We start from the raw sequence: 16398 nt of genomic DNA, 5'->3' as shown, positions 1-16398 counted from the left end.
GCGGCCAATACCATCTTGTCCTTGGGGGCCTTTGTATCCCACGGGGGCGTGGTCATCGGCGGGATGCCTTCGCCAGGGCTCTCGCCGCGGTAGAGCGCGTCGAAGTCCATTCGCCAGGGTAGCGACGAGTTGTCGCTGTGAGGCGGGCACAAATCGAGCCCGCCTAGCGGCGAGACGCGTGGGGCGGCTGTGGCGGAGCGGGTGATCGAGGGCGGCGCCGCTCGCGCCTCGTGCCTCCGCTCCTTCGAAGAAGTGCTACGCTGCCGGGCAGTCGACATCCTTTAACGATCCGTCCGGCGAGGCGGAGAAGGAGGTCAAATCACGCATGGGTGCTGCAGGCGACACTGACACGGGCTTAGGCAGCGGATCCCGGGAATTGATGTCGGCGGCCGACGTGGGTCGCACCATTTCCCGTATCGCACATCAGATCATCGAAAAGACCGCTCTGGACGGTCCCGACGCGCCCCGAGTGGTGCTGTTGGGCATCCCGACCCGCGGCGTGATCCTGGCCAAGCGGCTGGCCACCAACATCGCCGAGTACAGCGGGGTGGAAGTCGGCCACGGCGGGCTCGACATCACCCTCTACCGCGACGATCTGATGCAGAAGCCGCCGCGGCCGCTGGAGGCCACCTCCATCCCAGCCGGCGGGATCGACGACGCGCTGGTGATCCTCATCGACGACGTGCTGTACTCCGGGCGCTCGGTACGCTCTGCCCTGGACGCGCTGCGCGACGTCGGCCGCCCGCGGGTGGTGCAGCTGGCGGTGCTGGTCGACCGCGGCCACCGCGAGCTGCCCCTGCGCGCCGACTACGTCGGCAAGAACGTTCCCACCTCCCGCAGCGAGAGCGTGCACGTGCTCCTGAGCGAGCAGGACGGGCGCGACGGCGTGGTGATTTCCAAATGACCCGCCATCTGCTGGCCGCCGGTGATTTGAGCCGCGACGAGGCCACCGCCATCCTCGACGATGCCGACCGGTTCGCGCAGGCACTGGTAGGCCGCGAGGTCAAGAAGCTGCCGACCCTGCGCGGCCGCACCGTCATCACGATGTTCTACGAGAACTCCACCCGCACCCGGGTGTCGTTCGAGGTGGCGGGCAAGTGGATGAGCGCCGACGTGATCAACGTCAGCGCGGCCGGATCGTCGGTGGGCAAGGGCGAGTCGCTGCGCGACACCGCGCTGACGCTGCGGGCGGCCGGCGCCGACGCGCTCATCATCCGCCATCCGGCGTCCGGCGCGGCCCACCTGCTCGCCGACTGGACGTGCGCCGACAACGACTCCGGCCCATCTGTGATCAACGCCGGCGACGGCACCCACGAGCACCCGACGCAGGCGCTGCTGGACGCACTGACCATCCGCCAGCGCCTCGGCGACATCGAGGGCCGGCGCATCGTGATCGTCGGCGACATTCTGCACAGCCGGGTCGCCCGCTCCAACGTCACGCTGCTGAACACCCTGGGCGCCGAGGTGGTGCTGGTCGCACCGCCGACGCTGTTACCGGTCGGGGTCGACGGCTGGCCGGTCACCGTTTCCAACGACTTCGACGCCGAGCTGCCCGCCGCCGACGCGGTGCTGATGCTGCGCGTGCAGGCAGAGCGGATGAACGGCGGCTTCTTCCCGTCGGTGCGCGAATACTCCTCCCGCTACGGGCTTTCCGATCGCCGCCAGGCGATGCTGCCCGGCCACGCCGTGGTGCTGCATCCGGGGCCGATGCTGCGTGGCATGGAGATCGCGTCGTCGGTCGCCGACTCGCCGCAATCGGCCGTGCTGCAACAGGTTTCCAACGGTGTGCACGTGCGGATGGCGGTGCTGTTCCATGTGCTTGTGGGCGCCGAGTCGGCCGGAAACGAGGGGGCGGCGTGAGCGTGCTGATCCGCGGGGTCCGGTTGTACGGCGAGGGCGACTCAGTCGACATGCTGGTCGATGACGGCCAAATCGCCGAGATCGGTGCGCGGCTCGATATCCCGAACGACGCCGACGTCATCGACGCGACCGGGCAGGTGCTGCTGCCCGGATTCGTCGATCTGCACACCCACCTGCGCGAGCCTGGCCGCGAATACGCCGAGGACATCGAGACCGGCTCGGCCGCAGCGGCTTTGGGCGGGTACACCGCAGTGTTCGCGATGGCGAACACCAATCCGGTCGCCGACAGCCCGGTGGTCACCGACCACGTCTGGCACCGCGGCCAGGAGGTCGGCCTGGTCGATGTGCACCCCGTCGGCGCCGTCACCGTCGGGCTGGCCGGCACGGAGCTCACCGAGATGGGCATGATGGCGGCCGGGGCCGCGCAGGTCCGGATGTTCTCCGACGACGGCATCTGCGTGCACGACCCGCTGGTGATGCGCCGCGCCCTCGAGTACGCCACCGGCCTGGGCGTACTTGTCGCCCAGCACGCCGAGGAGCCCCGGCTGACCGTCGGCGCCGTCGCCCACGAGGGACCCACCGCCGCCCGGCTGGGCCTCTCGGGATGGCCACGGGCCGCCGAGGAATCGATCGTCGCCCGTGACGCGCTGCTGGCGCGCGACGCCGGCGCCCGCATCCACATCTGTCACGCGTCCACCGCGGGTACCGTCGAGATCCTGAAATGGGCCAAGGAGCAAGGGGTCTCGATCACCGCCGAGGTCACCCCGCATCACCTGTTGCTCGACGACAGCAGGCTGGTCAGCTACGACGGGCGCAACCGCGTCAACCCGCCGCTGCGCGAAGCCACCGACGCGGTGGCGTTGCGCCAGGCCCTGGCCGACGGCGTCATCGATTGTGTGGCCACCGACCATGCCCCGCACGCCGAGCACGAGAAGTGCGTGGAGTTCGCCGCGGCGCGTCCCGGCATGCTGGGCCTGCAGACCGCGCTGTCGGTCGTGGTCCAGACGATGGTGACGCCCGGCCTGTTGACCTGGCGCGACGTCGCCCGGGTGATGAGTGAGAACCCCGCGCGCATCGTCGGGCTGCCCGATCACGGCCGCCCGCTGGAGGTGGGGGAGCCGGCCAACCTGACGGTGGTGGATCCCGACGCCACCTGGACCGTCGCCGGGTCCGATCTGGCCAGCCGGTCGGCCAATACGCCATTCGAGTCGATGGCCCTGCCCGCCACCGTGACGGCGACCCTGCTGCGCGGCAAGGTCACCGCCCGAGACGGGAAGTGCCCGGTATGAATTCAGGCACGCTGGTGGGGTCACTGATCTTCGCGGCCGTGCTGCTGGTGGTCATCACGGTGGTGATCCAGCTGATGATGCGTGCCTGGCAGCGTCGCTCGCAGCAGCAGGCGGAGCTGATCGGGGTGCTGCCCGAGGTCCCGGGCGAGGTGGGTGCGGCGATCATCGCCACCCGCGGCCACTATTGCGGTTCCGTGATGGCGCCGGGTTGGAACGAGCGGATCGCGGCCGGCGATTTGGGTTTCCGTAGCAAAGCGGTGCTGACCCGCTATGCCGGGGGAATCATGCTGGAACGCCTTCGGGCCCAACCAATTTGGATTCCAAAGGATTCGATCACGGCTATCCGTATGGAGCGCAGAATGGCGGGTAGGGTCGCGGCCCGGGTGGGGATATTGGCAATTCGGTGGCGGCTGCCATCAGGAGTCGAGATCGACACCGGCTTTCGGGCAAACCACCGCGACGAATACTCCGAGTGGCTGGAGTCCCAGCAGGAAGGAGCCGCGTGAACAAGGCTTTACTGGTGCTGGAAGACGGCCGCGTCTTCACCGGCACGCCGTTCGGCAAGGTCGGCCAAACCCTCGGCGAGGCCGTGTTTTCCACCGGCATGTCCGGCTACCAGGAGACGCTGACCGATCCCAGCTATCACCGGCAGATCGTGGTGGCCACCGCACCGCAGATCGGCAACACCGGCTGGAACACCGAGGACGGCGAGAGCCGCGGCGGCAAGATCTGGGTCGCCGGCTATGCGGTGCGCGACCCCTCGCCGCGCGCGTCCAACTGGCGCGCCACCGGCACCCTGGATGACGAGCTGGTGCGCCAGCACATCGTCGGGATCGCCGGCATCGACACCCGGGCGGTGGTGCGCCACCTGCGCACCCGCGGATCGATGAAGGCGGGGGTGTTTTCCGGGGAGGCACTTGCCGATCCGGCAGAGTTACTCGAGCGGGTGCGGGGGCAGCAGTCCATGCTGGGCGCCGATCTCGCCGGCGAGGTCAGCACCCCGGAGCGCTACACCGTGGAACCGGAAGGGCAGCAACGGTTCACGGTGGTCGCACTGGACCTGGGCATCAAGACCAACACCCCGCGCAATTTCGCGCGCCGCGGTGTCCGCAGCCACGTGCTGCCGTCATCGACGACCTTCGAGCAGATCGCCGACATCAAGCCAAACGGTGTGTTCTTGTCCAACGGCCCCGGCGACCCCGCCACCGCCGACCAGGTCGTCGCGCTCACCCGCGAGGTGCTGGGCGCCGGGATCCCGTTGTTCGGAATCTGTTTCGGCAACCAGATCCTGGGCCGGGCGCTGGGCCTGTCCACCTACAAGATGGTCTTCGGCCACCGCGGCATCAACATCCCGGTCATGGACCACGCCACCGGGCGGGTGGCGGTGACCGCACAAAACCACGGCTTTGCGCTGGAAGGCGAGGCCGGCCAATCCTTCGACACGCCGTTCGGCCGGGCCATCGTCAGCCACACGTGCGCCAACGACGGGGTGGTCGAGGGCGTCAAACTCGCTGACGGGCGGGCGTTCTCGGTGCAGTACCACCCCGAGGCCGCCGCCGGTCCCCACGACGCGGAATACCTGTTCGACCAATTCATCGAGCTGATGGCCGCCCAACAGAGCGGAAGGGGGCGCTAGTGCCGCGTCGCACCGACTTGCGTCACGTGCTGGTGATCGGCTCGGGGCCGATCGTCATCGGCCAGGCGGCCGAATTCGACTACTCCGGCACCCAGGCCTGCCGGGTGCTGCGAGCGGAGGGGCTGCAGGTCAGCCTGATCAACTCCAACCCGGCCACCATCATGACCGACCCGGAGTACGCCGACCACACCTACGTCGAGCCCATCACCCCCGCCTTCGTCGAGCGGGTGATCGCCCAGCAGGCCGAGCGCGGCAACAAGATCGACGCGCTGCTGGCCACGCTGGGCGGGCAGACCGCGCTCAACACCGCTGTCGCGCTGTACGAGAACGGGGCGCTGGAGCGCTACGGCGTCGAGCTCATCGGCGCCGACTTCGACGCCATCCAGCGGGGCGAGGACCGCCAGCGGTTCAAGGACATCGTCGCCAAGGTGGGCGGTGAATCCGCCCGCAGCCGAGTGTGTTTCACCATGGACGAGGTCCGTGAGACGGTCGAGGAGGTCGGCCTGCCGGTGGTGGTGCGGCCCAGCTTCACGATGGGCGGGCTGGGCTCGGGCATGGCGTACTCCGCCGAGGAGGTCGACCGGATGGCCGGTGCCGGGCTGGCCGCCTCGCCCAGCGCCAACGTCCTCATCGAGGAATCGATTTACGGCTGGAAGGAATTCGAGCTCGAGCTGATGCGCGACGGCCACGACAACGTGGTGGTGGTGTGCTCGATCGAGAACGTCGACCCGATGGGTGTGCACACCGGCGACTCGGTCACGGTCGCGCCGGCCATGACGCTGACCGACCGGGAATACCAGCGGATGCGCGACCTGGGCATCGCGATCCTGCGCGAGGTCGGGGTGGACACCGGCGGCTGCAACATCCAGTTCGCCGTCAACCCGCGCGACGGCCGGCTGGTCGTCATCGAGATGAATCCGCGGGTGTCGCGGTCAAGCGCGTTGGCGTCCAAGGCCACCGGCTTCCCGATCGCCAAGATCGCCGCCAAGCTGGCCATCGGTTACACCCTCGACGAGATCGTCAACGACATCACCAAGGAAACGCCGGCCTGCTTCGAACCCACCCTCGACTACGTCGTCGTCAAGGCGCCGCGGTTCGCGTTCGAGAAGTTCCCCGGCGCCGACCCCACCCTGACCACCACGATGAAGTCCGTCGGGGAGGCAATGTCGCTGGGCCGCAACTTCATCGAGGCCCTCGGCAAGGTGATGCGGTCCCTGGAGACCGACCGCGCCGGCTTCTGGACGAAGCCGGACCCGGACGGGGACGCCAACGAGGTGCTGGACCGACTGCGGACCGCGACCGAGGGCCGGCTCTACGACATCGAACTGGCGTTGCGGCTGGGCGCGTCGGTCGAGCAGGTCGCCGAGGCCAGCGGTGTCGACCCGTGGTTCGTCGCCCAGATCGGCGAGCTGGGCAAGCTGCGCACCGAACTGCTGGACGCCCCGGTGCTCGACGCCGACCTGCTGCGGCGGGCCAAGCACAGCGGGCTGTCGGACCGCCAGATCGCCGCGCTGCGACCGGAATTGGCGGGGGAGAACGGGGTGCGCTCGCTGCGCTCGCGGCTGGGCATCCATCCGGTGTACAAGACGGTGGACACCTGCGCGGCGGAGTTCGAGGCCAAGACGCCCTACCACTACAGCAGCTACGAACTCGACCCGGCCGCCGAGACGGAGGTGGCCCCGCAGGCCGAGCGGCCCAAGGTGCTGATCCTCGGGTCCGGACCGAACCGCATCGGGCAGGGCATCGAATTCGACTACAGCTGCGTGCACGCGGCAACTACGTTGTCGCAGGCCGGTTTTGAGACCGTGATGGTCAACTGCAACCCGGAGACGGTGTCCACCGACTACGACACCGCCGACCGGCTGTACTTCGAGCCGCTGACGTTCGAGGACGTCCTGGAGGTGTTCCACGCCGAAACGCAGTCGGGGACAGGCGGTCCCGGTGTGGTGGGCGTCATCGTGCAGCTGGGCGGCCAGACCCCGCTCGGCTTGGCGCAGCGCCTTGCCGACGCAGGGGTCCCGATCGTGGGCACTCCGCCGGAGGCGATCGATCTGGCCGAGGACCGCGGCGCCTTCGGCGACGTGCTGACCGCTGCCGGACTGCCGGCGCCGAAATACGGCATGGCAACGACTTTCGCGCAGGCCCGCCGGATCGCCGAGGAGATCGGTTATCCGGTGCTGGTGCGGCCGTCGTATGTGCTGGGCGGTCGCGGGATGGAGATCGTGTACGACGAGGAGACGCTGGAGCGCTACATCACCCGTGCCACCGCGCTCTCGCCCGAGCACCCGGTGCTGGTCGACCGCTTCCTCGAGGACGCGGTGGAGATCGACGTCGATGCGCTGTGCGACGGCAGCGAAGTCTACATCGGCGGCATCATGGAGCACATCGAGGAGGCCGGCATCCATTCCGGCGATTCGGCATGTGCGCTGCCGCCGGTCACGTTGGGCCGCAGCGACATCGAGAAGGTACGCCGCGCGACGGAGGCCATCGCGCACGGCATCGGGGTGATCGGCCTGCTCAACGTGCAGTACGCCCTCAAGGACGACGTGCTCTACGTCCTGGAGGCCAACCCAAGAGCGAGCCGTACTGTTCCTTTCGTATCCAAAGCCACCGCGATCCCGCTCGCCAAGGCATGTGCCCGGATCATGCTGGGCGCCACCATTCCCCAGCTCCGTGACGAAGGCATGCTGGCGGCTTCCGGAGACGGCGCCCACGCGGCCCAGAACGCCCCGATCGCGGTCAAGGAGGCCGTGTTGCCCTTCCACCGCTTCCGCCGGGCCGACGGGGCCGCCATCGATTCTCTGCTCGGCCCGGAGATGAAATCGACCGGTGAGGTGATGGGCATCGACCGCGACTTCGGCAGCGCCTTCGCCAAGAGCCAGACCGCCGCCTACGGGTCGTTGCCCGCCGAGGGCACCATCTTCGTCTCGGTCGCCAACCGCGACAAGCGGTCGCTGGTGTTCCCCGTCAAGCGCCTGGCCGACCTGGGCTTCCGCGTCCTGGCCACCGAGGGCACCGCGGAAATGTTGCGCCGCAACGGGATTCCGTGTGACGAGGTCCGCAAGCACTTCGAGCCGCCGCAGCTGGGCCGGCCGGCCGATTCCGCCGTCGACGCGATCAAGGCCGGCGAAGTCGACATGGTGATCAACACGCCCTACGGCAACTCCGGCCCACGCATCGACGGCTACGAGATCCGTTCGGCCGCAGTGTCGGTCAACATCCCCTGCGTCACGACCGTGCAGGGCGCGTCCGCGGCCGTTCAGGGCATCGAGGCGGGCATCCGCGGCGACATCGGTGTCCGCTCCCTGCAAGAGCTGCACAGCCTCATCGGCCAGGGCGCCGCGCCTGACGAAGGCGCCCGGTGACGCGGTTCGGCCTGCGGCTGGCCGAGGCCAAAGCGCAACGCGGCCCGCTGTGTGTGGGCATCGACCCGCATCCCGAGCTGCTACGCGCCTGGGATTTGCCGACCACGGCCGACGGGCTGGCCGCGTTCTGCGACGTCTGCGTCGAGGCGTTCTCCGGTTTCGCCGTCGTCAAGCCGCAGGTGGCGTTCTTCGAGCCCTACGGCGCCGCCGGGTTCGCGGTGCTGGAACGCACCATCGCGGCCCTGCGCTCGGTCGGCGTGCTGGTTCTGGCCGACGCCAAGCGCGGTGACATCGGCACGACGATGGCGGCCTATGCCGCCGCCTGGGCGGGCGACTCGCCGCTGGCCGCAGACGCCGTGACGGCCTCGCCGTACCTGGGGTTCGGCTCGCTACGGCCGCTGCTGGAAGCCGCCGCCGCGCACGACCGGGGCGTGTTCGTGCTGGCGGCGACCTCCAACCCCGAGGGTGCGACCGTGCAGCGCGCCGTGTTCGACGGCCGGACGGTGGCCCAGCTGGTCGTCGACCAGGCGGCGGTGGTGAACAAGTCCGCCACGCCGTCCGGGCCCGGATACGTCGGCGTGGTGGTGGGCGCGACGGTCCTCGAGGCCCCTGACCTGAGCGCGCTGGGCGGGCCGGTACTGGTGCCGGGGCTGGGCGTGCAGGGCGGACGGCCCGAGGCGCTCGCGGGGCTGGGCGGGGCGGACCCGGGCCAGCTGCTGCCCGCGGTGGCCCGCGAGGTGCTGCGCGCCGGGCCGGGAGTTTCCGAACTGCGGGCGGCCGGCGAGCGGATGCTGGATGCCGTCGCCTATCTGCGGGCTCCGTAGGCACGCATCCACTGGGCCCACGCTCGGGGCCCCAGGTGCGCCGTCAGTCCGACACGATCGCGGTGCTGGGCCGCGCGGTCTCCACGATCACGGTGGTGGCCTTGACGACGGCCACAGCGACGCTGCCGGGCCGCAGCTGCAACTCCTCGGCCGCCTCGGTGCTCATCAGCGACACGACCGTGAAGGGGCCGCACTGCATCTCCACCTGGGTCATCACCGTGTCGCTGGTGACCTTGGTGACCAGCCCGACAAACCGGTTGCGCGCCGAGCTACCGATGCTGAGCGGGTCCGGCGGCGGGGCGGGCGCGTTGGTCCGGGAGAACCGGGCCAGGTCCTCGCTGGCGATGACTTTGCGGCCGGCCGCGTCGTGACTGACGGTCAACGATCCCTGGTTGATCCATCGCCGGACGGTGTCGTCGCTGACTCCGAGCAGCTCAGCGGCCTGACGGATCCGCAGGTTCGACACCGCTAGATGGTAACCCGGCGGGTATTAGCTGGGCGTCGTACCAGCAATCGGCACGTGATCACGCCGCGAGCGACCGCACCGACGCGACACGCGCGACACGCGACGAAAATTGCGTAGTCCCCGGCACGAGGTGTTTCGGCCCTCCCCGGCCGGTCTTCGCCGCCGCACCCGGGGCGGCCCCGGCCATGGCCGAATGCGCTAAAACCGCTGGTCAAGAGGCTGATCCCGGCGTACGGAAGGGCGATGTCACCGCCGTGACGGCACCCGTGGCGGGCGTCATCGGCGGTGCCCAACGACCCGCATTTTGGGGCCAACCGCCCGGCTCATGCTGGGAGTTTGCCCCCTTAACCAGGGGGCCGGGTTAGATTTCGTCAGAAGGCCTGAGTACGGTCGTCTCCGCTGGCTGAAGTACCCGGCAGAGACAAAAAGAGATCGATTGAGATTGATTGATCAGATACGGAGGAATCGTGGCCCTTCCCCAGTTGACCGACGAGCAGCGCGCGGCCGCGTTGGAGAAGGCGGCTGCCGCACGTCGAGCGCGAGCAGAGCTCAAGGACCGGCTGAAGCGCGGCGGCACCAACCTCACGCAGGTGCTCAAGGACGCCGAGACCAACGAAGTCCTGGGCAAGATGAAGGTTTCCGCGTTGCTTGAGGCGTTGCCCAAGGTGGGCAAGGTCAAAGCGCAGGAAATCATGACCGAGCTGGAGATCGCCCCCACCCGCCGTCTGCGCGGCCTCGGCGATCGCCAGCGCAAGGCCCTGCTGGAAAAGTTCGGCTCCTAACCCGGCCTCGGCCAACCCGCCCTGTGGGCGCACCGGCCCGGGAGCGCCAGTGAGCGCAAGCGGGGGACCGGACGTCGAGCACGGGACGCGTCCTGCACCGCCAGGTAAGGGACGTGTGGTCGTGCTGTCCGGTCCCTCCGCGGTCGGCAAGTCGACAGTGGTCCGGTGCCTGCGCGAGCGGGTTCCGGGCCTGCATTTCAGCGTCTCGGCCACGACGCGGGCGCCGCGGCCGGGCGAGGTCGACGGCGTCGATTACCACTTCGTCAGCCCCGCTCGCTTTCAGCAGCTCATCGACGACGGCGCGCTGCTGGAGTGGGCCGAAATCCACGGCGGGCTGCACCGATCGGGCACTCTGGCCGAGCCGGTCCGGACCGCCACCGCCGCCGGGATCCCGGTGCTCATCGAGGTCGACCTGGCCGGCGCCAGGGCGGTCAAGAGGGCGATGCCCGCGGCGATCACCGTGTTCCTCGCGCCACCGAGTTGGCAGGATCTGGAGGCCAGACTCGTCGGCCGCGGCACGGAAACGCCGGAGGCCATGCAGCGTCGCCTCGAGACCGCCCGCACTGAGATGGCGGCCCAGGACGACTTCGACGAGGTCGTGGTCAACAGTCAATTGGAGTCTGCGTGCGCCGAATTGGTATCCTTGCTGGTGGACACTGCGCCGCCTCGGCATGAACCGCCTGGCCAGACCAGGAGCCAGACCAGATCCAATCGAGATTGAGCATCGAATTGCCAGCGGTAGCTGAGCGTTTCGGGGTTCTGACCCGCCTTCGAAACTTGAGGAGATTGACCTAAGTGACTATTCCGCAGTCCGACGCGTTGGCCGCCGTCCCCGATCGGTTTGACCCGTCGGCGGGAGGGCAACGCGTCTACGACACCCCGCTGGGCATCACCAACCCGCCCATCGACGAGCTGCTGGACCGCGTGTCGAGCAAGTACGCCCTGGTGATTTACGCGGCCAAGCGGGCCCGCCAGATCAACGACTATTACAACCAGCTCGGCGAGGGCATCCTCGAATACGTTGGGCCGCTGGTCGAGCCGGGGCTTCAGGAGAAGCCGCTGTCGATCGCGCTGCGCGAAATCCACGCCGACCTGCTCGAGCACACCGAGGGCGAGTAACAGGGCAGGGCCGGGCGCGTGTACGACCGTGATCGGGTCGCTAAAAAGGTCATCGTCGGGGTCTCCGGTGGCATCGCCGCCTATAAGGCGTGCACGGTCGTTCGTCAGCTCTCCGAGGCCGGTCATCTAGTCCGGGTCATTCCCACCGAATCCGCACTGCGGTTCGTCGGCGCCGCCACGTTCGAGGCGCTCTCCGGCCAGCCGGTGCACACCGGGGTTTTCGAGAACGTCCCAGAGGTGCCGCACGTCCAGCTCGGCCAGAAGGCCGACCTGGTTGTGGTGGCGCCGGCCACCGCGGATCTGCTGGCCCGCGCGGTGCACGGCCGCGCCGACGACCTGCTGACCGCGACCCTGCTCACGGCGAGATGTCCGGTGCTGTTCGCGCCGGCGATGCACACCGAGATGTGGTTGCACCCGGCCACCGTCGACAACGTGGCCACGCTGCGGCGCCGCGGCGCGGTGGTGCTGGAACCGGCATTCGGCCGGCTCACCGGCGCCGACAGCGGGTCGGGCCGGCTGCCGGAAGCGGAGGAGATCACCACGCTGGCCCAGCTGCTGCTGGAACGCCACGACGCGCTTCCCTACGACCTTGCCGACTGCAAGCTCCTGGTGACCGCCGGCGGCACCCGCGAACCGATCGACCCGGTGCGCTTCATCGGCAACCGCAGCTCGGGCAAGCAGGGTTACGCGGTGGCCCGCGTCGCCGCCCAGCGCGGTGCCGAGGTCACGCTGATCGCCGGGCACACCGCGGGACTGATCGATCCGGCCGGCGTCGAGGTGGTCCACGTCAGCTCCGCAGAGCAGCTCGGTGACGCGGTGGCCAAGCACGCCCCCGCGGCGGACGTGCTGGTGATGGCGGCCGCGGTCGCCGACTTCCGTCCCGCGCAGGTTTCGGCCGCCAAGATCAAAAAGGGCGACGAAAGGCCGCCGACGATCGAGCTGGTGCGCAACGACGACGTGCTGGCCGGCGCGGTTCGAGCGCGCGCCAATGGCGAGCTGCCCAACATGCGTGCCATCGTCGGGTTCGCCGCGGAAACGGGCGATGCCGACGGCGATGTGCTGTTTCACGCCCGCGCCAAGCTGCGCCGCAAGGGCTGCGACCTGTTGGTGGTCAACGCGGTAGGCGACGGCAGGGCGTTCGAGGTGGACAGCAACGACGGCTGGCTGCTCGCGTCCGACGGCACCGAGTCCGCGCTGCAGCACGGCTCCAAGACGCTGATGGCGAGTCGTATCGTGGATGCGATCGCCGCGTTCCTGCACGGCGGCGGGTAATACGGTTCGGTTTTGCTGTGGCGCCAGGCCAGGTGCTGGCCGGCCCGACGCGGCCGATATAATTCGGTTAGCTAACTATTTGGAAGGGTTGAGATTGTGAGCGAAAAGGGTCGCCTGTTTACCAGTGAGTCGGTGACTGAGGGACATCCCGACAAAATCTGTGACGCGATCAGCGACTCGGTCCTCGACGCCCTGCTGGCGCAGGACCCCCGTTCACGTGTCGCGGTCGAGACGCTGGTCACCACGGGCCAGGTGCACGTCGTCGGTGAGGTGACGACGACGGCGAAGGAAGCGTTCGCCGACATCACCAACACGGTCCGCGCGCGCATCCTCGACATCGGCTACGACTCGTCGGACAAGGGTTTCGACGGGGCGTCGTGCGGGGTGAACATCGGCATCGGCGCCCAGTCGCCCGACATCGCCCAGGGCGTGGACACCGCCTTCGAGGCGCGCGTCGAGGGCACCGCGGACCCGCTGGACTCCCAAGGCGCCGGCGACCAGGGCCTGATGTTCGGCTATGCCATCAACGACACCCCCGAACTGATGCCGCTGCCCATCGCGCTGGCCCACCGCCTGTCGCGGCGGCTGACCGAGGTGCGCAAGAACGGCGTGCTGCCGTATCTGCGCCCGGACGGCAAGACGCAGGTCACCATCGCCTACGAGGACGACGTCCCGGTCCGGCTCGACACCGTGGTGATCTCCACCCAGCACGCGGCCGACATCGACCTGGAGCACACCCTGACCCCGGATATCCGGGAGAAGGTGCTCAACACCGTGCTCGACGACCTCGCGCACGACACGCTGGACACCTCGTCGACGCGGTTGCTGATCAACCCGACCGGGAAGTTCGTCCTCGGCGGGCCCATGGGCGACGCGGGGCTGACCGGCCGCAAGATCATCGTCGACACGTACGGCGGATGGGCCCGCCACGGCGGCGGCGCCTTCTCCGGCAAGGATCCGTCCAAGGTGGACCGGTCGGCCGCGTACGCGATGCGCTGGGTGGCAAAAAACATCATTGCCGCCGGGCTGGCGGAGCGGGTCGAGGTGCAGGTGGCCTACGCCATCGGCAAAGCCGCCCCGGTTGGCCTGTTCGTCGAGACCTTCGGCACCGCCACGGTCGACCCGGTCAAGATCGAGAAGATCGTTCCGGAGGTGTTCGACCTGCGGCCCGGCGCCATCATCCGCGACCTGGACCTGCTGCGCCCGATCTACGCGCAGACCGCCGCCTATGGCCACTTCGGGCGCACCGACATCGAGCTGCCGTGGGAGCAGCTGAACAAGGTCGACGACCTCAAGCGCGCCGTTTAGGACCGTCGGCGTCTAACCGGTGAACCGGTAGTCGTCGAGGTCGAACCGCCGGCTGCGCCAGTACGCCTCCACCGTGGTGGTGGGGCGCAGCGGCACATCGCCGTTCTTGTCGAAGTAGTAACTGTTGGCCAGCCGGCAACTGTCCTGCCAGAAGATCTGTCGATGCCGTCGGCGCATCATCTCGGCGAAGTACCGGTCGTTGGCTTCCTCGGTGACCTCGACGCGCGTCGCGCCGTCACGCTGGGCCCGTTTCAGGCACCGCACGATGTGGTGGGTCTGCGTCTCGATGAGCGCGAAATACGAAGAGCCGACATAGCCGTACGGGCCGAACACCGTGAACAGGTTGGGGAAATCGGGAACGCTGACCCCCTCGTAGGCCTGCAGCCGGTGCTCGTCCCAGAACCGGCTCAGCGACTTGCCACCGCTACCGGTGACCGCAAACGTCGGGATATCGTCGGGGTCCATCACTTTGAAGCCGGTAGCCAGTATGAGCACGTCGACTTCATGGCTTTCGCCGTCGGTAGTGGCCACCGCCGTGGGCGTGACCTTGTCGATCGGTTCGGTGACCAGCCGCACGTTGTCGCGGTTGAACGTGGCCAGATACTCGTTGTGAAAACCGGGGCGTTTGCAGCCGACCGCGTAACGCGGGGTGAGTTGTTCGCGCACCGCCGGGTCGTGCACCTGCTTGCGCAGATAGGCCAGCCCCGCCGACTCCATCCGTTTGGCCAGCGGCACGACCGTGAAGTAGTGCGCGGAGATGGGGAAGGTGACTTCGACGAAGGCCTGGCTGAGTAGCCGCTGCATGATCTTGCCGCCGGGAATGCGCATCGCCCAGCGGGCCGGGGCGGGCAACGCGACGTCGAGCTTGGGAAAGCACCAGATCGGCGTGCGCTGAAAAACCGTGAGCTGCTTGACGATCGGCGCGATTTCGGGAATGACTTGGACGGCCGAGGCGCCGGTGCCGATGATTGCGACGCGTTTGCCGCTCAGGTCCTGCTCGTGATCCCAGCGCGCCGTATGCATCGTGACGCCGCCGAAGGTGTCCACGCCGTCGATGTCGGGCAGGTTGGGGACGGTGAGGACGCCGCAGGCGCTGATCAGGAACCGGGCGGTGACCGTTCCGCCGGGGTCGGTCTGCACCCGCCACAGGCATTGCTCGTCGTCGAATTCGGCGGATTGCACCTTGGTGTTCAACCGGATTCGCGATCGGATGCCGTATTTGTCGACGCAATGTTCGGCGTACGCCTTGAGCTCGCGGCCCCGCGCGTACGTTCGCGACCAGTCCGGGCTCTGCTCGAAGGAGAACTGGTAGGAGAACGACGGGATGTCCACGGCGATACCGGGATAGGTGTTCCAGTGCCATGTCCCGCCGACCCCGTCGCCGGCCTCGACGACGAGATAGTTGGACAGTCCGGCGTTGTCGAGCTTGATGGCGGCGCCGATCCCGGAGAAGCCGGCGCCCACGATCAGCGTGTGGTAGTCGGGAGTACTGCTGCTCATCGGTGCCCGCCTAGGCGTGCAGTGCCTTCTTCAGCGCGGCCAGCCCCCGGTCGGTGGCATCACTGGCCGCGGGTATCACCAGGGCGAAGCTGGCGTAGCCGTGCACCAGGTTGGGCTCGTTGCTCAATTCCGCGGGCACACCGGCGGCGTCCAGCAGCTCGGCGTAGCGCGCCCCGTCGTCGCGCAGCGGATCATGTTCCGCGGTGGCGATGTAGGCGGGCGGCAACCCGGAAAGGTCCGTCGCGTTCGCCGGGGCGAGGGTGACGGGCAGCGCCGTGGGGTCGCTGATGTCGATGTCGGGCAGGTACCAGGACAGGAAGGCGTCGATCACGTCCCGGTCCAGGATGGGCGCGTTGGCGTTCTCGGTGAACGACGGCAGCGACAGATCGGCGGTGACGACCGGGTACCACAACAGCTGGAAGCTGAGGTCGGGCCCGGCGTCCGCATCGGCCAGGTGCGCCATCACGGCGGCCAGGTTGCCGCCGGCCGAGTCACCGGCGACGGCGATCCGGGTCGGGTCACCGCCCAGCTCGGCGGCGTGCTCGGCGACCCACTGCAACGCCGCCCAGGAGTCGTTGACCCCGGCCGGGAACGGATGCTCGGGGGCCAGCCGGTAGTCGACGGACACCACGATGGCCTCGGCGCCGACGGCGTGCGCGCGGGCGAGGGGGTCGTGGGTGTCCAGGCCGCCGAGGCAGAACCCGCCGCCGTGGTAGAAGACGACGACGGGCAGCGCTTCCTCTGGCTCCAGGGGCGGCCAGTAGATGCGCACCGGAATGTCGGCGTGTTCGCCGTGACCGATCGTGCGGTCCTCGATCCGCAGGTCCGGCAGCATTTCGGGCGGCACCTGCAGCAGCCGCAGCCGCGAGCGCGCGACCTCCACGCCGTCGGCGGCGCTGAAGGTCATCGGGAAGGCGTCGAGTAACGCCTTGAACGTCGGATCGATCTCCGGCCGGGCGAAGGTGGGCTCCGTCATG

15 protein-coding genes and 1 pseudogene are annotated in these 16398 nt (G+C 68.8%); 12 read left to right on the top strand and 4 right to left on the bottom strand.

Annotated features, from left to right (window positions below):
* Positions 1 to 8 precede the first annotated feature (8 nt).
* A pseudogene (locus tag AWC17_RS32105) lies at positions 9 to 110 on the bottom strand (class I SAM-dependent methyltransferase); the annotation flags it as partial.
* Positions 111 to 325: 215 nt separating this feature from the next.
* On the opposite strand from AWC17_RS32105, the gene pyrR reads away from it, so the two are divergent.
* From pyrR to pyrF, 7 genes are read left to right on the top strand one after another with little or no spacing between them, the layout of a single operon-like run.
* A complete protein-coding gene (pyrR, locus tag AWC17_RS16280; protein ID WP_046185663.1) occupies positions 326 to 904 on the top strand; it encodes a bifunctional pyr operon transcriptional regulator/uracil phosphoribosyltransferase PyrR in 579 nt (192 codons plus the stop codon).
* The gene (locus tag AWC17_RS16275; RefSeq protein WP_046185662.1) at positions 901 to 1860 is read left to right on the top strand and encodes an aspartate carbamoyltransferase catalytic subunit; all 960 of its coding nucleotides are present in this window, start codon (positions 901 to 903) and stop codon (positions 1858 to 1860) included. Before pyrR ends, AWC17_RS16275 begins: the two co-directional genes overlap by 4 nt.
* Positions 1857 to 3149, top strand: a complete 1293-nt coding sequence (locus tag AWC17_RS16270) for a dihydroorotase (protein WP_046185661.1) — start codon at positions 1857 to 1859, stop codon at positions 3147 to 3149. Before AWC17_RS16275 ends, AWC17_RS16270 begins: the two co-directional genes overlap by 4 nt.
* Positions 3146 to 3655, top strand: a complete 510-nt coding sequence (locus tag AWC17_RS16265) for a PH-like domain-containing protein (RefSeq protein WP_046185660.1) — start codon at positions 3146 to 3148, stop codon at positions 3653 to 3655. The genes AWC17_RS16270 and AWC17_RS16265 overlap by 4 nt, the downstream gene beginning before the upstream one ends.
* Positions 3652 to 4785, top strand: coding sequence for a glutamine-hydrolyzing carbamoyl-phosphate synthase small subunit (gene carA / locus AWC17_RS16260; RefSeq protein WP_046185659.1), 1134 nt, complete (start codon positions 3652 to 3654; stop codon positions 4783 to 4785). Before AWC17_RS16265 ends, carA begins: the two co-directional genes overlap by 4 nt.
* Complete coding sequence (gene carB / locus AWC17_RS16255; protein WP_046185658.1) at positions 4785 to 8150, top strand: carbamoyl-phosphate synthase large subunit; 3366 nt, start codon at positions 4785 to 4787, stop codon at positions 8148 to 8150. Before carA ends, carB begins: the two co-directional genes overlap by 1 nt.
* A complete protein-coding gene (gene pyrF, locus AWC17_RS16250; RefSeq protein ID WP_047323651.1) occupies positions 8147 to 8974 on the top strand; it encodes an orotidine-5'-phosphate decarboxylase in 828 nt (275 codons plus the stop codon). Before carB ends, pyrF begins: the two co-directional genes overlap by 4 nt.
* A gap of 43 nt (positions 8975 to 9017) precedes the next feature.
* Here pyrF and AWC17_RS16245 read toward each other — a convergent pair whose 3' ends face one another.
* Positions 9018 to 9440, bottom strand: coding sequence for a TOBE domain-containing protein (locus AWC17_RS16245; protein WP_046185992.1), 423 nt, complete (start codon positions 9438 to 9440; stop codon positions 9018 to 9020).
* A gap of 467 nt (positions 9441 to 9907) precedes the next feature.
* On the opposite strand from AWC17_RS16245, the gene mihF reads away from it, so the two are divergent.
* From mihF to metK, 5 genes are all read left to right on the top strand, one after another.
* Positions 9908 to 10222 (top strand): integration host factor, actinobacterial type, encoded by a 315-nt coding sequence (gene mihF, locus AWC17_RS16240; protein ID WP_046185993.1) that lies wholly within the window; start codon positions 9908 to 9910, stop codon positions 10220 to 10222.
* 49 nt (positions 10223 to 10271) lie between these two features.
* Complete coding sequence (gene gmk / locus AWC17_RS16235; RefSeq protein WP_141224648.1) at positions 10272 to 10943, top strand: guanylate kinase; 672 nt, start codon at positions 10272 to 10274, stop codon at positions 10941 to 10943.
* A 74-nt stretch (positions 10944 to 11017) separates the two neighbouring features.
* A complete protein-coding gene (rpoZ, locus tag AWC17_RS16230; RefSeq protein WP_046185995.1) occupies positions 11018 to 11341 on the top strand; it encodes a DNA-directed RNA polymerase subunit omega in 324 nt (107 codons plus the stop codon).
* Positions 11342 to 11359: 18 nt separating this feature from the next.
* Positions 11360 to 12613 carry a bifunctional phosphopantothenoylcysteine decarboxylase/phosphopantothenate--cysteine ligase CoaBC gene (coaBC, locus tag AWC17_RS16225; RefSeq protein ID WP_046185996.1) on the top strand — a complete coding sequence of 418 codons (1254 nt, stop codon included), beginning with the start codon at positions 11360 to 11362 and terminating at the stop codon, positions 12611 to 12613.
* A gap of 96 nt (positions 12614 to 12709) precedes the next feature.
* On the top strand, positions 12710 to 13921 hold the full coding sequence (gene metK / locus AWC17_RS16220; RefSeq protein ID WP_046185997.1) for a methionine adenosyltransferase: 1212 nt from the start codon (positions 12710 to 12712) through the stop codon (positions 13919 to 13921).
* Positions 13922 to 13933: 12 nt separating this feature from the next.
* Here the strand turns inward: metK and AWC17_RS16215 are convergent, their stop codons facing one another.
* Both AWC17_RS16215 and AWC17_RS16210 read right to left on the bottom strand, forming a co-directional pair.
* Positions 13934 to 15421, bottom strand: a complete 1488-nt coding sequence (locus AWC17_RS16215) for a flavin-containing monooxygenase (protein WP_046185998.1) — start codon at positions 15419 to 15421, stop codon at positions 13934 to 13936.
* A 10-nt stretch (positions 15422 to 15431) separates the two neighbouring features.
* A complete protein-coding gene (locus AWC17_RS16210; RefSeq protein WP_047323650.1) occupies positions 15432 to 16397 on the bottom strand; it encodes an alpha/beta hydrolase in 966 nt (321 codons plus the stop codon).
* Position 16398 lies beyond the last annotated feature (1 nt).

Origin of the sequence: Mycobacterium nebraskense (genome assembly GCF_002102255.1) — a bacterium.
GTDB classification, from domain to species: Bacteria; Actinomycetota; Actinomycetes; order Mycobacteriales; family Mycobacteriaceae; genus Mycobacterium; species Mycobacterium nebraskense.
This window is presented reverse-complemented; position numbering and strand designations above follow the sequence as displayed.

Excerpts from the sequence above, each read along its gene's own strand:
- pyrR (WP_046185663.1), top strand. The coding sequence starts at position 326 with ATGGGTGCTGCAGGCGACACTGACACGGGCTTAGGCAGCGGATCCCGG.
- AWC17_RS16265 (WP_046185660.1), top strand. The coding sequence starts at position 3,146 with ATGAATTCAGGCACGCTGGTGGGGTCACTGATCTTCGCGGCCGTGCTG.
- AWC17_RS16215 (WP_046185998.1), bottom strand. The coding sequence starts at position 15,421 with ATGAGCAGCAGTACTCCCGACTACCACACGCTGATCGTGGGCGCCGGC.
- AWC17_RS16275 (WP_046185662.1), top strand. The coding sequence starts at position 901 with ATGACCCGCCATCTGCTGGCCGCCGGTGATTTGAGCCGCGACGAGGCC.
- AWC17_RS16210 (WP_047323650.1), bottom strand. The coding sequence starts at position 16,397 with ATGACGGAGCCCACCTTCGCCCGGCCGGAGATCGATCCGACGTTCAAG.